Annotated in this window: 19 protein-coding genes; 8 read left to right on the top strand and 11 right to left on the bottom strand. The window is 35.8% G+C overall.

All coding sequences use genetic code 11. The annotated features are described in order from the left end of the window. Positions 1-19: 19 nt before the first annotated feature. The gene (locus AC1DFT_RS14800) at positions 20-1,216 is read right to left on the bottom strand and encodes an ABC transporter permease (protein ID WP_478159501.1); all 1,197 of its coding nucleotides are present in this window, start codon (positions 1,214-1,216) and stop codon (positions 20-22) included. Beyond that, positions 1,200-1,949 (bottom strand): ABC transporter ATP-binding protein, encoded by a 750-nt coding sequence (locus AC1DFT_RS14795; RefSeq protein WP_478159500.1) that lies wholly within the window; start codon positions 1,947-1,949, stop codon positions 1,200-1,202. Before AC1DFT_RS14795 ends, AC1DFT_RS14800 begins: the two co-directional genes overlap by 17 nt. A 112-nt stretch (positions 1,950-2,061) precedes the next feature. Here AC1DFT_RS14795 and AC1DFT_RS14790 point away from each other — a divergent pair, with 112 nt between their 5' ends. The 6 genes from AC1DFT_RS14790 (at position 2,062) to AC1DFT_RS14765 (ending at position 5,725) form a co-directional block, all read left to right on the top strand. Then, positions 2,062-2,487 carry an HIT family protein gene (locus AC1DFT_RS14790; RefSeq protein WP_478159499.1) on the top strand — a complete coding sequence of 142 codons (426 nt, stop codon included), beginning with the start codon at positions 2,062-2,064 and terminating at the stop codon, positions 2,485-2,487. Positions 2,488-2,607: 120 nt separating this feature from the next. After that, positions 2,608-3,132 carry a tryptophan transporter gene (locus tag AC1DFT_RS14785; RefSeq protein ID WP_478159498.1) on the top strand — a complete coding sequence of 175 codons (525 nt, stop codon included), beginning with the start codon at positions 2,608-2,610 and terminating at the stop codon, positions 3,130-3,132. Between the two features lie 102 nt (positions 3,133-3,234). After that, entirely contained in the window at positions 3,235-3,609 is a 375-nt protein-coding gene (locus tag AC1DFT_RS14780) for a YtxH domain-containing protein (protein ID WP_478159497.1), read from the top strand. A 666-nt stretch (positions 3,610-4,275) separates the two neighbouring features. Next, entirely contained in the window at positions 4,276-4,809 is a 534-nt protein-coding gene (locus tag AC1DFT_RS14775; RefSeq protein ID WP_478159496.1) for an HTH-type transcriptional regulator Hpr, read from the top strand. A gap of 115 nt (positions 4,810-4,924) precedes the next feature. Beyond that, a complete protein-coding gene (locus AC1DFT_RS14770; RefSeq protein WP_478159495.1) occupies positions 4,925-5,470 on the top strand; it encodes a DUF3267 domain-containing protein in 546 nt (181 codons plus the stop codon). Positions 5,471-5,539: 69 nt separating this feature from the next. After that, positions 5,540-5,725, top strand: a complete 186-nt coding sequence (locus AC1DFT_RS14765) for a hypothetical protein (RefSeq protein ID WP_093270511.1) — start codon at positions 5,540-5,542, stop codon at positions 5,723-5,725. A 123-nt stretch (positions 5,726-5,848) separates the two neighbouring features. On the opposite strand, the gene AC1DFT_RS14760 is transcribed toward AC1DFT_RS14765, so the two are convergent. Continuing rightward, positions 5,849-5,956, bottom strand: a complete 108-nt coding sequence (locus tag AC1DFT_RS14760; protein ID WP_478159494.1) for a YjcZ family sporulation protein — start codon at positions 5,954-5,956, stop codon at positions 5,849-5,851. A gap of 138 nt (positions 5,957-6,094) precedes the next feature. Here AC1DFT_RS14760 and AC1DFT_RS14755 point away from each other — a divergent pair, with 138 nt between their 5' ends. Next, a complete protein-coding gene (locus AC1DFT_RS14755) occupies positions 6,095-7,036 on the top strand; it encodes a peptidylprolyl isomerase (protein ID WP_478159493.1) in 942 nt (313 codons plus the stop codon). Between the two features lie 49 nt (positions 7,037-7,085). Here the strand turns inward: AC1DFT_RS14755 and yhaM are convergent, their stop codons facing one another. From yhaM to AC1DFT_RS14725, 6 genes are all read right to left on the bottom strand, one after another. Beyond that, positions 7,086-8,024, bottom strand: coding sequence for a 3'-5' exoribonuclease YhaM (gene yhaM / locus AC1DFT_RS14750; protein WP_478159492.1), 939 nt, complete (start codon positions 8,022-8,024; stop codon positions 7,086-7,088). Then, the gene (locus AC1DFT_RS14745; protein ID WP_478159491.1) at positions 8,021-10,738 is read right to left on the bottom strand and encodes an ATP-binding protein; all 2,718 of its coding nucleotides are present in this window, start codon (positions 10,736-10,738) and stop codon (positions 8,021-8,023) included. Before AC1DFT_RS14745 ends, yhaM begins: the two co-directional genes overlap by 4 nt. A gap of 3 nt (positions 10,739-10,741) precedes the next feature. Next, positions 10,742-11,947, bottom strand: coding sequence for a metallophosphoesterase family protein (locus tag AC1DFT_RS14740; RefSeq protein WP_478159490.1), 1,206 nt, complete (start codon positions 11,945-11,947; stop codon positions 10,742-10,744). A 97-nt stretch (positions 11,948-12,044) separates the two neighbouring features. Continuing rightward, complete coding sequence (locus tag AC1DFT_RS14735) at positions 12,045-12,242, bottom strand: hypothetical protein (RefSeq protein ID WP_478159489.1); 198 nt, start codon at positions 12,240-12,242, stop codon at positions 12,045-12,047. Between the two features lie 26 nt (positions 12,243-12,268). After that, positions 12,269-12,580 (bottom strand): DUF2178 domain-containing protein, encoded by a 312-nt coding sequence (locus tag AC1DFT_RS14730; protein ID WP_478159488.1) that lies wholly within the window; start codon positions 12,578-12,580, stop codon positions 12,269-12,271. Between the two features lie 2 nt (positions 12,581-12,582). Continuing rightward, entirely contained in the window at positions 12,583-12,780 is a 198-nt protein-coding gene (locus AC1DFT_RS14725; protein WP_478159487.1) for a helix-turn-helix transcriptional regulator, read from the bottom strand. Positions 12,781-12,920: 140 nt separating this feature from the next. Here AC1DFT_RS14725 and AC1DFT_RS14720 point away from each other — a divergent pair, with 140 nt between their 5' ends. Then, the gene (locus AC1DFT_RS14720) at positions 12,921-13,106 is read left to right on the top strand and encodes a YhzD family protein (protein WP_478159486.1); all 186 of its coding nucleotides are present in this window, start codon (positions 12,921-12,923) and stop codon (positions 13,104-13,106) included. 164 nt (positions 13,107-13,270) lie between these two features. Here the strand turns inward: AC1DFT_RS14720 and AC1DFT_RS14715 are convergent, their stop codons facing one another. Further along, positions 13,271-14,437 (bottom strand): acyl-CoA dehydrogenase family protein, encoded by a 1,167-nt coding sequence (locus AC1DFT_RS14715; protein WP_478159485.1) that lies wholly within the window; start codon positions 14,435-14,437, stop codon positions 13,271-13,273. 26 nt (positions 14,438-14,463) lie between these two features. After that, entirely contained in the window at positions 14,464-15,237 is a 774-nt protein-coding gene (locus AC1DFT_RS14710; RefSeq protein WP_478159484.1) for an SDR family NAD(P)-dependent oxidoreductase, read from the bottom strand. Positions 15,238-15,259: the final 22 nt, after the last annotated feature.

The following is a 15,259-nucleotide window of genomic DNA, read 5'->3' as shown; positions in this document are numbered from 1 at the left end:
CACCATCGACAGCCTTTTTTCACTTCTTACTCATTCGAATAGTTAATTCTGAAACGATGTACACAGCAATAGGTATTAGGAATAATTGTAGCGTGAACTCACCTTGTATTAACACTACGATAAGCGCAAAAATTGCTTGTACAAATTGAATCATGCGCATTAATTTATTGACTGCTCGTTTTCTAGCATCGGGATCAATTGGAAATAACTGATCCATTCGAAATTCATGTCCAGATAATAAGGCATGACGCAATTGGACAACCGTTGCAAACGCAAGGGCAGCCGTGAAAATAATGGCAACAATCGGAAACGGGATAAAAATGACACCTATAACGGATAATGCCGTAAGTCGGACCCATAAAAAGAAATAATCATTTGTGCGGATAAAGGTCCGCAACACTAAATATAGTTGACTATTTTTTTGCGCATATGGAACTGTGTTATAAACAACATCCAACCATTTTCTTCTTTTCGTCATTCCTCGTATATGCGGAACATCGGTGAAATAATTGGCAAATCGATAAAAGCGCATCATGCGGGATTGTTCCACTTCGATAAAATGATCAAACGGAAACGGAACCTCGCTTTTTTTCTTCTGCCAAACGAATGTATAAACCAGTTGAATAACAACAACCACCATTAAAAATACATAATTTCCACTCAATAAGAAATAGAGTGCTGCAAATAACAAAAGAAAACGTATAAAACGGTCAACCCACACTGATCTTCCATTCGAGGCAAAACGATAATTAAATTCCGTATGAATACTCCAATACTTCATCACTAGAATAAAAATGAAGAAATACAAGATTTCTTCTTTCGTAGCACTCGCAACTTTCGTAAGTAACGGTATAGAAACAAGAAAAGCCGCAAGCGATAGAAAAATAGATGAAAAATAGGTCCATCTGAGTGCAAGTTTTAAATATTCTTTAAGTTTCGTTTCTAACGGTAAAAAATATACACTATCTGCGTGCTTCATCAATGTGACTGGAGTGCTCATTGCCAATAAAATACTTAATAGGAATGCTACAACTAAAAAAGCGGGAAAATCCTTTGGAGCTGTATTAAGCCATTCACTATAGGTATATCCCCCTGCACCTATGACGAAAACAAATACAATCGCTATATGTCCAGTGACGATAAATTTTAAGTATTTTTGTAATTCATTTATATAGTAGACAAATCGTTTACTCCATATTTCACGCAAATTGTTCATCTTGTTGTTCCTTCGTCATTTCGATATATAAATCATCTAAGGTCGCATGTGGCTTATTAAAAGCCATTCTTAGATCATCCATCGTTCCTTGTGCACGTATTTTCCCATTATGCAACAGAAGGATTCGGTCACAATATTTCTCCGCTGTCGATAAAATATGCGTCGACATGAGAACAGAAGCACCTTCGTCTTTTCTTGCCTTCATTTGATCAAGCAACGATTGAATACCTAATGGATCTAGCCCTACGAAAGGCTCATCGATAATATATAAATCAGGATTTACTAAAAATGCACACATAATCATTACTTTTTGGCGCATTCCTTTCGAAAAGTGTGCAGGAAACCAATTTAATCGTTTCTCCATGCGGAACTCTTTTAATAGCGACTCTTTTCGCGCTTCGAATACGGTTGGTTCCAAATTATAAGCCATTGCAGTGAGCTCTAAATGTTCTTTTAATGTTAACTCATCGTATAATACGGGCGTTTCCGGTATATACGAAAAAGAAGTACGATACGTTGCTGGATCTTCTTTTAACGATTTTCCGTTTAGCAGAATTTCCCCTTTTGCAGCGTTCATCGTTCCAATAATATGTTTGATCGTTGTACTCTTCCCTGCTCCATTCAATCCTATTAATCCTACTAACTCCCCTTTCCCAATGGAAAAAGTTAAATCATGTAGCACTGGCTTTCTTGTATAGCCACCTGTTACGTTAGTTAGTTCTAATACTGTCATCTCTCGCACCTCATCTCTTCTAAATAGTTTACCAAAACCTATACGAAAAATCTTCTTTAAGTTGTCCTATTGTATGCTAAACTATTGGTAACAATGAATAGGAGGTTTTTCCATGAGTGAATGTATTTTCTGTAAAATAATTGACGGTTCTATTCCAAGTGCGAAAATTTATGAAGATGAGCATGTTTATGCCTTTATGGATATTCAGCCCCTTACAAAAGGACATACGCTCGTTATTCCAAAAAATCATAAAGAATATGTATATGATTTATCGGAAGAAGAAGCGAGTAATMTATTTAAAGTAGTTCCAAAAATAGCTTCTGCTTTGAAAGAAACATTTGGTCCTGTCGGCATGAATTTGCTTAATAATAATGGCGCTCCTGCTGGACAAAGTGTTTTCCATTTTCACTTACACTTTATTCCTCGTTATGATCAAACGGATGGCTTCCGTGCGACTTGGATGACAAAGGAAAAAACCTTTACACCTGAAGTTATTCAAGACTTAGCAAAAGAATTAGCTGAAAAATTGGCAAACTAGTTATTGCAATTACGGGAAAAAAGACTTATAATCACTAGTAAGATTCTTGCTAACGATCAAGAGGATACGTTAGAGGGATTTTAACAAATTGAGCTTAGAAAAGCTGAGGAGAGATGAGAATTGAATACGAAAAACTTAGTATTAATGTCCCTACTAATTGGGGTCGGTACAGTACTGTATATTATTATCCCTGGATTTGCTGGTGGGATGAAACCAGACTTCATGTTAACGATGATGTTTATCGGAATTTTGTTATTCCCAGAAGTAAAAAGTGTATTTTTACTTGGTGTTTCAACAGGTGTGATTTCTGGATTATTTTCTACATTTCCAGGTGGTTTTGTTCCAAACATCATTGATAAAACCGTAACAGCATTTGTTTTCTTTGGATTAGTACTATTACTTACTAAATATGCCAACAAGTTACCGGTTGCTATCGTGCTTACATGTGTAGGTACGCTCGTATCAGGAACTGTATTTTTATCAACAGCGATTTTTGTTTTTGKAGCAGGTGCAGCATTTGGAGAACTATTTGTTGTAGTAGTACTTCCTGCAATTGCTATTAACGCTATAGCATTTTTCATCATTTATCCAATTATCGGAAAGTTGATCAAACGTTCCAAATTCGAAACAGCCCTTACAGTTTAAATTATTGCTTTCCTTTTCGAAGGAAAGCTTTTTTTGTTCCGTTTATTATGTTTTAATTAGGATATAAAAAGGAATAGTATATTACATAAGGGGTGAACTCAAATGAAAATAGTACCATTATTTTTAGGAGTTGCAACGGGAGTGATAGCTGGAGCTACTGCAGTATTGTTATCCACTCCAAAGTCAGGTAGTGAAGTACGTATTTCCTTAAAATCAACTTCAAACGATTTTCGGGACAAGCTATCTGATATTAAATATCAAATGCAAGATCTTAAAAACTCAATCGGCAATCTAACAAAAGAGTCAAAAGAAGTAATCCCAAATGCAATAGAAGAAATAAAAGCAGATGTGGAGCAATGGAAAAACGAAACTGCCCCACTACAAGCAAAACTGCAAGAAGAAATTTCTTCTATTCAATCCGCCATCGAAGAGATGGAAAAAGCATTACCAAAGAAAAAAGAAGCTACTATAAGCTAAGTTCATTTTCAGATAAGATAGGACATTTCTTGTGTGCCGTAAAACAAGAAATGTTCTATTTTTATATTAAGCGCTATATAGGGATAATGCGTCTTAGTCACCGTTGTCCCAATCCAAGTAAAGAGCTATTTTAAGAATTGGTTGCTTTCATTGGCAATTTGGTTGCTCTCGTGCTGATTTGATTGCTTTCGGAATGGAATTGGTTGCTTTCAATGAACGATCTGTTCCCCTAATCCATTAACTGGTTAATAAAGTTCCATAAACTGTATAAATATTTATTTTTAGCAAGTTGATATTGATTAAGCAAGCCATTTTCTATTGATTTTCGCTGCAGGCGTCGACTCCTGCCGGATGAGTGGGCAAATGAGACGTTCCAACGTACGCGCAAGCGGCGGGAATGGCTCATCGCTCACCCGGCGGAAAGCGTACGACTGCAGCGAAAATCATAGTGGTTACTAGTCAACGCACTAAGACGCATTATCTCTATATAACGTATGTTGCTCTTATAATCGACTTCTATCTAGAAGGCGAGCAAATAATATAATGCACTTGTACTTTTCTATTTTTAGTTTAGAAACTATCAATTATTTTTGATAATATGTATCCAGCTACATACTTTCTTGCTATAATATTTGAAAGATTATAATAGAGAAAGAAGGTATTCATATGACTGAACAGTTTTATACGATGAAAGAAGCAATGCTCTATAGTCAGCGTATTGCTCAGCTATCAAAAGCACTGTGGAAAGCTGTGGAAAAAGATTGGCAAGCATGGATAAAACCTTATGACTTGAATATTAATGAGCACCATATTTTATGGATCTCTTATCATTTACAAGGTGCTACTGTATCCGAAGTGGCAAAATTTGGGGTTATGCATGTTTCAACTGCCTTTAATTTTTCCAAGAAGCTAGAAGAACGTGGTTTACTTGCTTTTTCTAAAAGAGACGCCGACAAACGGAACACTTATGTAGAGATTACTCTAAAAGGAAAAACATTACTCGACGAAATGTACGATAACTATCATGATACCCCGCACTCTGTTATCGAAGGCTCCCGTTCAATGAAACAATTGTACGGTAAATTTCCAGAATTTTTAGATGTAATGGCTGTAATACGAAATATTTATGGGGATGACTTCATGGAAATATTTGAACGTTCTATTAAAAATATCGATGAATCCTTCACCCACAAAGAATAGTTTTATTTCGTGTAAGCGCTCTATATTTTTTAATAATTTATGTATTGCATTTTAAAAGCAAAAGTCGTATTGTATGTATCTGAAGTTCATTCTCTTTATAGGAGTTGCATACACTTTGCATTGTTGGAAAACAATTAATGTAAAAAAACAATATGGCTTAGAAAGGTTATTTTTATTATCTTCTCTATTAGTTATAATCGTTTTTTCTTTCGCATACGTTTTGTTAGGAATTATTAACGACACAAATAAATCAGATGACTATTTTCTAGTATTTACACTAGCATTTTTAAGTATTTATCCGTTGCACAAGTTATTACACTTCATTCCACTTTATAAGTTTCGTAATAACGTGAAGATCATAAACAAAAAACAATTTGGATTTTTACCTACCGTATCTGTTAGAGTAGTAGAACCAATTAATAAAAACAGATTTATTTTTTCTTTACTAGCTCCTTTTATTTTTATTAATGTTATTTTAATTGTCGGGGCATTACTAATCCCCATCTTTTCACATTATTTCACTATGTTATTTGCCTACCATTGCGGTATTTGTTTGATCGATTTAATATATGTGAAACATTTAAGCAAGTCTCCAAAAAGTGCATATATTGAAGAAACGGAAGCTGGATTTGAAATACTAATCACTCCGACACATTCTTAGCAAGAAGTAACGCTTGTAAAATTCACATCTTCTTTGATATGCTTACTAGTATATGAAGGGAGTCTGGACATGATCATATTTACGTTAGTTCTATTCTCAGCATTTTATTTGCTACAAATAAATCGAATGACATATGCCTTAGTTATGTCAAAAGAAATTCCAGAAGAAAAACATCCGAAGATCTTTCGTACCATTAACATACTTATTACGATTCTTCTTGTTTCCTTCTATGTAGAACTATTTTACACAGTTTAAGAGAAAAAAATGGACCCAAATCATCAGAATGATTTAGGGTCATTTCTTTTTTGTCTATTTTTCTTTATACAGAATAAATAGGGAACTAAGATCGATTTTACACGATCTTAGTTCACGTTTTCATTAGTAGATAAACGCTGCCCCTACAATGATTAAAAGAATAAATAGAACAACAATCAAAGCAAAACCAGAACCAGAGCCATAACCGCCACCGTTATATTGTCCGCCCATTTAAAAACACCTCCTTTTCCATGTATCCTATGCGATATTTTGAACAATCGGTAGGCAAATGAACGGGAACTATTTTTGTTTTTATTTCGTTTATGTTATAGTAACAACTGCAGCAACAAGAAGTTAGGAGAGAATTTCATGAAAAAAACAGTATTAACATTTACACTTGCAGCATCCGTTCTTGCACTAGGCGCTTGTAGTAATGATTCAGCAGCTAACGACGAAGTAATCGCTACTTCTAAAGTTGGAGATATCACGCAGAATGATTTATATGAGGAAATGAAAGCATCAATCGGGGATCAAGCATTTCAACTTCTAATGATTGAAAAAGTGCTATCATCCAAGTATAAAGTAACGGAAGATGAAGTAAACGCACAATTAGAAGCAGACAAGAAACAATATGGCGATAACTTCGAAACAATCATCGCACAACAAGGTTATACAGAATCTTCTTACAAAAAATTCTTAGAACTTAACTTAATGCAAGAAAAAGCATTAATTGAGGACGTAGATGTAACGGAAGATGAAATTAAAGCAGAATACGAAAATATTAAAAATGAAATCCAAGCTCGTCATATAGTAGTAGAAGATGAAGAGACTGCTAAAAAGGTGAAATCTGAAATTGAATCTGGAAAAGACTTTGCAGAAGCTGCAAAAGAATATTCCGTTGAACAAGCAGCTCAAACAACCGGTGGAGATTTGGGTTGGTTTAACAAATCAACAAATATGGATCCACAATTCTTAGAAGGTGCATTCGCATTAGAGGAAGGTGTCCTTAGCGATCCGATTTTATCTAGCTTTGGCTATCACATCATTGAAGTAACGGACAAGCGTGAAATTGAAGAATCTTACGAAGATAAAAAAGCAGAGCTTGAAAAACAATTAAAGCTGGCAAAAGCAGATACTTCAGCGCTATTAACGAAAGTAGCTAAAATGATGAAAGATGCTGATATCAAAATCAAGGATGAAGATTTAAAAACAGCATTAGATGAATTTTTATCTGCTGCTGATACTCCAGCACCAACTGAAACTGATACAACTACAGATGATGCAGATGCATCAACGGAAGAAAGCAAGTAATTATGTATGTAAAAAGCGCAAAGGACAAGTGCCTTTACGCTTTTTTATATTATTCAAATGTTGGTTTGTAGAAAGAACGATTTTCAAGCGGGAACAATCGCTCTGTAAACTCCCCAGGATTTGTTTTATCTAATGCACGATTGAGCATATTCATTTTTGCATCGATATTATCAATATAGTGCAAGATCTCCGCTTCTCGTACCATTGGACGTTTTGGACTTCCCCATTCTTCTTTACCATGGTGAGAAAGCACCATATGTTGGAGAAGCATTACTTCTTCTCCTTCTATTTGTAGTTCATCTGCTGCTTTTGAAATTTCGTTGACCATAATCGTAATATGGCCAAGCAAATTTCCTTCGGTAGTGTATGTTGTTGCGACTGGACCAGATAATTCGATTACCTTTCCGATATCATGTAAAATAATCCCCGCATAAAGAAGATCTTTATTAAGTGTTGGATATAAATCACATAATGCTTTGGCAAGCTTTAACATGGATACGACGTGGTCGATTAGTCCAGATGCATAATCATGGTGATTTTTCGTTGCTGCTGGGTATGTCATGAAAGCAGGTTGATGTATTTTTAATAAATGACGAGTAATTCGTTGAATCAATGGATTTTTCATTTCGAAGAAAAACTRCATCAGTTCTTCCATAAGTTCTTCTTTTGATTTTTCAGCTGATGGTACAAGGTCATTAATCGTTACCTGTTCATCCGATTTTGCTGGTCGAATGCTTTTTACGCGGAGCTGAAACTTCCCTCGATAATCTTGAATTTCTCCTCCAACGCGAACGATTTGACTAGCTGCGTACAGTTTTTCATGCTCCTCATTTGTATCCCACAGTTTTGCTTCGATATCGCCGCTCTTATCTTGTAAAACTAGTGACATAAATGGTTTACCAACAGTCGTTATTCCTTTTGTTGATTGTTTGATTAGTAAGAAATGATCTACTGGATCCCCTACTCGTAGTTGTGTAATACCTTTCATTTCACATTCCCTCCACTTCCGGCTAAAATGTCCGCTACTTGGACGATATGTGCTTCTTTCCAGACATATCGCATATTTTCATGACATGTAAAGTACAGTAGTTGATGATTTTTTTGTAGCTCTGTCATTAATTGTACCATGTGTTGCAGCCTGAAACGATCGAAATGTACAAAAGGGTCGTCCATAATAATAGGAAATGCCGCTTTTTCTTTTAATGAAACAGCAAGTGCAATTCGAAGCGAAATATATGCTTGCTCTTTTGTCGCTTGACTAAGCTCGGCTATTTTGAAACGCTGCCCATTTGCCTTCACTGCTTCAAAGCTTCCTTCTGGCGCTAATATTAACTCATCATATGAATGCCCTGTAAGCGTCTGAAAATAGTGCTGTGCACTTTCTAACACTTCCGGAAGACGTTCTTCCTTCAACTGTATCATCGTCTTTCTAATCGCTTCTACAACCGCTTTATAAGCAGCCCATTTTTTTACTAGCTCGTGTAGTTCCGTCTTTTTTTGTTCTAGTTGTTGTAGTTTTTCACTTTGCTCATCGTTTTCGATTAACTTTTTGGTTTTATATAAAAGGGTTGCTTTTTCTTCTAGCAATTCGTTCCGTTCTTGTTGAAGGGTTTGCAGTTTTTCATTACATTCATGATCAAAAGTCTCTTCATAATCGTATAAACTTACAGGGTGATCCCCTAACTGTATTTGGATCCGTTCGATTTCCTTTTCGAGTGTTAGTTTTTCTTCATGTAAATGATAGGCAGTGTAATAATCTTCTTCTCTTTCTACTTTTGCTTCTTTCAAGAGCTCGGCTATTTTTTCTTCGTATGCAGTAAGCAATAATCTTGTTTCATGTAGTTTTGTTTCCAGTAGGGTAATATTTTTGGCTGAAAACTGCTGTTCCTCTGCTTTTTTCTTTTCAGTTAAGTAATAGTCTCGTAACTGATGAAAAAGCATATCTTCTATTAAATGGATAGTTACTGCTTCCTGTGCTTGTCCAAATAGTTGTTGAAGTCCGGTTGTTACTTCGTATAATTTCGTTTCCATTTGATCTAATTCTAGTTGTTGTTCCTGAATGATTCGAAGTCTATTAAAAACTTTAGGCAATAAGCTAGGTGAGAGCTGTTCACTAATATGATATCTTTTTAAAAATGCATAAACTAAATGCTGGTTTTCTTCCCGCTCTTGTATGAGTTTATCTATCCTAAATTCCAATTGACCTATTTGCTCTTTTAAGGTTTGCTGCTCCTTCATTAATAAACTTTCATACTTTTGCATGTCTCCAGCTTGTTGCATCGTTTCCAGCATAAACATGAATCCTATATATGCAATTGCACTAAAAATAACAGTTATAAGGGCAATGATCCAATTCGCTTGTAAGAAGCTAAAAGTTAAACCAATTATAATAATGATTCCTATAAACAGGAGGGCTATTCCTCTGGCGTTTTTGTTCTGGGAAGATGATCTGCTCGTTCGCTTCGATTCGTTTACACGAGCTTGGTGCTTATCGAAGTCTTCTTGTTTCATTTGCAATAAACGTGTTTCTTGTTGCAACTGTCTTTCTAGTTCTTCTTGTTTTTGGATGATTGAAACGAGCTGATCCTCCTGTTGTATCGACACATCGGCATCCATAATATGCTTTAAACTTTTCTCCCAATCCACACCTACTAAAGATAGTTGTTGCATTTGACTTTGCAATGTTTTACTTTGTTCCTCTTCTATTTGTATTCGCTTTGCTCTGAGCTCATGCCACTGCGTTTCATAACTCAAATAGGATTGTAGTGCTTCTAATTCTTTTGAGGTCAGGACTTGGTGGTTGCTCGTTGTAATAGCAAGTTCTTCTCTTAATTGCTCGAGCGTAATTTTCACACTAATTTCTTTATCTTTGATGGACTCATAGCGACGAATTCCATCTACTGGAAAGTTTATATGCTTCACTTTTTCTAGCGCTTGTTCAAGCTCCATTTCTTTTTCTTTAATAGGCTTTAGTTGCTTCCAGCGTAAATAATGTTGTAATTCATCAGAAATATTTTTCTCTTGATCAATCATTTTCGCTATTAAAAGTTCCAGTTCATGTAATCGTTTGATGGAAGGCTCATACTTTTGTACTTCTTCTATCTGTGACTTCCATTCAAACTCCAATTCTCGTAACTCTTCTATTTTTTGATTGATCAATGGCTTTTTGCCAGTTGCTTTAAAGAGTTCTCCCATTTCTTTTATAAATTGAGTCTCCACATTTGTTAGCATGTCCATGCCCGTCGTTCCTGAAGTGAGAAGTGTTCTTGTTAGCTCTTCTTCTGTCATTTTTTCGAATCCTTGCAATTGAATCAATGAAAAAGAAAAAATTGCTTCGAAATCTGTGCGACTGTATGAATGAAGTAAATTGGCAAGTTCCTTCTCTCCGCCTCGTGTGCCATCTTCAAAGTATAGCGTGACATCCCCACTTGCTTTTCCTTTTACACGTTCTACTATGATACGAGCCCCATACTCATCTATTAAATGAATTCTTCCACCATACATGGCCCCACTTTTCGGTTCATATCTTAATAGTTGCGCATTTTTTTGTGGAAATCCAAAAAGCATATGTAGGATGAATTGTTGGATAGTAGACTTTCCGGCTTCATTTTCCCCATAAAAGACATTAATACCATCTATTAAATCGATTTCTACATTCTCATGCTTTCCAAAACCGTAAATATGGAGTTTTTCTATTTTCATTGACTATTCACCCCTTGTCACCACTTTTGAAAGAATTTCTTTTGCTTCCTGCATCGTTTCATCCATAAACTGTTCATCTATAGCAGGCAAATATCTACTACCTTTTGGATGCCCATATATATCTTTTAATACATGTTTCCATTCGGCAGTATCCCATTCTTCCATCATTTCTAGTAACATATTCGATTCTTTTCGTTCCATTTTAGGTATATTTACATGTAATTCTTTTACAATTATAAAGGCATGATCCATCTCCAAACTTTCTTGAATAAGGGATAGCCACTCTTCTTTAGATGATGCTTGTATGAGCTCACTTGTTTCCTCCGAAACATCGGTCAAAGTGAGTTCGACGATGGCGTTTCCCTTTGCTTCCCTGTAGGAGTTTAGAGATTGTTCCAGACGGTTTATTAATTCATTGGCATGAACAATTCCCTCACAAGAAACTTCTACCACATCATATATAAATGCAGAGGAAGGGACAAACTGAAGCGTTGCCTTACTTTCCGTTAATGTAACATCATAAAAACCTTTGAAGCCCTGTTCGTTACGGTGACGGCTTTGCGTATTACCTGGATAAACAATTGGCGGATCATGATGCAAGGTTTGTCGCTTATGAATATGGCCAAGTGCCCAATAATGATAGCCTTTTTCTATTAAATCACTTTTCCGAAAAGGGGCATATACATCATGCTCCATATTCCCTTCCACACTTCCATGCATCATACCAATATGAATATGTTGTCCATTTGCGACTGGGTAATGGCTATGCATTCCTTCTAGAACATGGCGCTCTTTATAGCTAAATCCCGATATATGGACTTTTTCGCCTTTAATATTTAATGTTTTTGTCTCCACTTTTTCTCCAAATACTTGCACATTGTCTGGAAGTTGGAACCGCACCCAATTCCCACTTAAATGATCATGATTTCCATAACAAATAACAACAGGAATTTTTTTTGCCTGTAGTGCTTCCATTCCTTTTTGAAATAAAGCTTGGGCACGTAAGCTCCTATTCTCCCCATCATAAATATCTCCAACTATTAATATGAAGTCTGGCTTATTTTCCACTGCATACTCGATTATATTTGTAAAAGCGTTAAATGTACTTTCACGTATATCCTTCCACTTACTTTGTGGAATGGAAGAAATCCCTTTAAAAGGGCTGTCCAAATGTAAATCGGCTATATGAAGAAATCGTATTTCTGTCATTTGTTCCACTCCATCTAAAAAACGAATATTTGTTCTTATTTTATCATAAAGAAAAGACTGCATACAATGAATAGCATACAATCTTTTCTATCTTTTTCTAATTATAATTACGTTCTTTTTTTATTTGCTGAAGGGATGCTAGTAATCCGGTGAATCCTGCTAAAAAAGAAGGGAAAATACTAAAATATAAGAACTTCCAATTATCTGTCATCAATGAAATACACAGGAATATCAACGGAAATCCAATCAAAGCAAATAAAGATACATCTAACGCTAGTTTCGTATTGCTTTTCATCTCCATAACTCCTCCATTCCAGTTTTTTAGTTAGATCTATTAGCAATGAATGATCCAATTCCATAGGAGAGCATATGAATTACCCAGATGGCCGTCATTAAGAAAAAAGCTAAACCCGGTCCTTCCATAAAAGTTATAATCATCCATACGAATAATATAGTTATCGTTGTAACGATCCAAGACAAAGAACGGGCTTTTTCATGGATTCTTACATAACGCTCATCAAACCATCTTTTTTGCTTTCCAATTCGTCGCATGATCAAAAATACTACCGCTATTATCACAATTGCTAAAGGTAATCCTAACAAAAATGATAATAAATCAAAATTATTATACATACCTATTCCCCCTTAAATATAAATATTTCTTCTATCGTACATTGGAATAATTTCGCAAGCTTAAAAGCTAATGTAATAGACGGATTATATCGTCCCTTTTCTAAAGAAATTATTGTTTGTCGAGAAACGTCTAACAAGACCGATAGCTCATCTTGTGTCATCCCAAGTGCCATTCGCTTTTCTCTCACTAAATTTTCCATCCAAATTCCTACCTTCTTTGTAAAGCCAGCTTTACATAAAGTATACTTTACTATTTAATTTATTGTCAAGCTTGCTTTACATTTATTTTTAGAATTATTAATGTATAATATAATTAAGACAAATTAAGGGGTGTGTTTTCATGAAATCGTATAAATTTACTGCCTTTGAACCAACAGGAAAGCTAATTGTAGAAGAAACATGGACTTTCGAAAATGATGAGGAAGCGAAGCAAAAAGGGGAAGCAGCAATCGAGGAGAAAGGATTGCTAGAGAAGACGCATCGTTTAGTAAATAGTGCGGGGAAGCTTGTATTATTTCATGTGTGAGCCTTTGAAAAGACTAAAACCTTTGTAGTTTTAGTCTTTTTTTGTGTGGTTTTGCATCGGAAATAGGTTTAGTTTGAATTTAGACGTGGTTGGTTGGAAAAGGATATTTTATCCACAAAAAAGTTGAGGACCGATGATAATCGGCCTTCAACTTTTCCAAATACCTACCCTAAAAGATCCTTACTAATAATCTGTTTCATAATCTCCGAAGTACCACCATATATACGCAGGACCCGAGCATCTGTAAAAGCACGAGCGATTGGATATTCCATCATATAACCGTATCCACCGAAAAGTTGCAAGCACTTATCAACAACTTCTCCTAATGTTTCAGAACAAGAAAGCTTTGCCATACTTGCGGTTGTGGCATCTAACTGATCATCCATCATTAACTCGATGCATTCGTTTACAAAAGAACGATGAACCCTCGTCTTCGTATGTAAATCTGCTAAAACAAATCTAGTGTTTTGGAATGTATCTAGAGTTGTCCCAAATAACTCCCGTTCCTTGCTATATTGGACGGTTAAATTTAAAGCCCCCTCCATGGAAGCAACGGCACTTATCGCAATTGTAAGCCGTTCACGTGGCAATTCACTCATCAAAATCTTAAAACCATTATTTTTTTCACCTAATATGGCATTTTCACTTACAAATACTTCATCAAAAAAAAGTTCCGATGTATCACAGGAATGCAATCCGATTTTTTCTAAATTACTTCCACGCTCAAACCCTTCAATCGGAACTTCTACGATAAATATGGTTGTTCCTCTAGATGGTTTCGCCTCTAAATCCGTCTTCGCTACATATAAGACAAAATCGCAATGCTGACCATTTGTTATAAATGTTTTAGCTCCACTCAATTTATACATAGACTTTTTTGTATCATAGATTGCAGTTGATTTTATCCCTTGTAAATCACTTCCTGCACCTGGCTCTGTCATCGCAACCGCACCAATGAGTTCACCAGTAGCCATTTTAGGTAAGTAGTAAGCCTTCTGACTCTCCGTTCCATAATTGTAAATATACTGCGCGATAATAATGTCATGAACAGATAAATTTGCTGCAATGGAATTGAAGCCCATTTTATAAAGTTCTTCAATTATGACAGCCGAGTATAGAAAAGTTGTATCTAGACCACCATACTGCTCTGGGATTTCAGTTAAAAGAAAACCTTGTTCACCAAGCTTATTCCACATTTCCCTTGGAATATTCCCTTGCTTCTCCCACTGATCATAATGATCGACGATTTCTTTTTTAGCAAACTCCTGAATACTTTTTCTTAACATTTGGATTTCAACGTTTTCCAATGATTCTTTCATTTTTACACTCATCTTCTTTCCTCCTTGCACTCTTAACATTATCTAGGCGGTAATCGTGAAGCCCCATCGAGTCGAATAACTTCTCCATTAAAATAACCATTTTCAACTAGATGAACGACAAGAGCCCCGTATTCGGGAGGACTTCCAAGTCTTTTTGGATATTCCATTTGTGATTCCAATGTTTTCATCACATTTTCTGGTAGACCAGCTGCCATTGGAGTTAAAAATAGTCCTGGAGCTATTGTATTTATACGGATATTATATTGAGATAAATCTCTTGCAATCGGTAATGTCATCCCTGCAATACCTGCTTTACTAGCAGAGTAAGCAGCCTGCCCCATTTGCCCATCAAATGCAGCACAAGAAGCGGTATTTACAATAACACCTCTATCCACATCTTCTTCAGTGCTTTCATTTAGCGCCATCTTTTCTGCTGCTAAACGTAATACATTAAATGTTCCATTCAAATTAATATCAATCACTTTTTTAAATGCATCGAATCGGAATGGCCCTTTACTTCCGTACGTTTTTTCACCGACTGCAATGCCTGCACAGTTTACACAAATATGAATGCCACCCCACTGATTGTAGGTTTCGTCTATTGATTCTTTTACGGAGGCTTCGTTTGTTACGTCCGTATTAAAAACAAGCACTCTATCTGCTCCTAATCTATCTTGCACTTCTTTCGACTTCTCTTCATTCATATCAAAAATCGCAACTCTAGCACCATGTTCGATTAGTTTTTCAACAGTTGCAAGACCAAGCCCTGAAGCTCCCCCCGTTACAATCGCAACTTTATTTTCTATTTTCATTGTTTACCCTCCCGATAATTTC

Source organism: Psychrobacillus sp. 05T411 (assembly GCF_056396485.1).
This window is presented reverse-complemented; position numbering and strand designations above follow the sequence as displayed.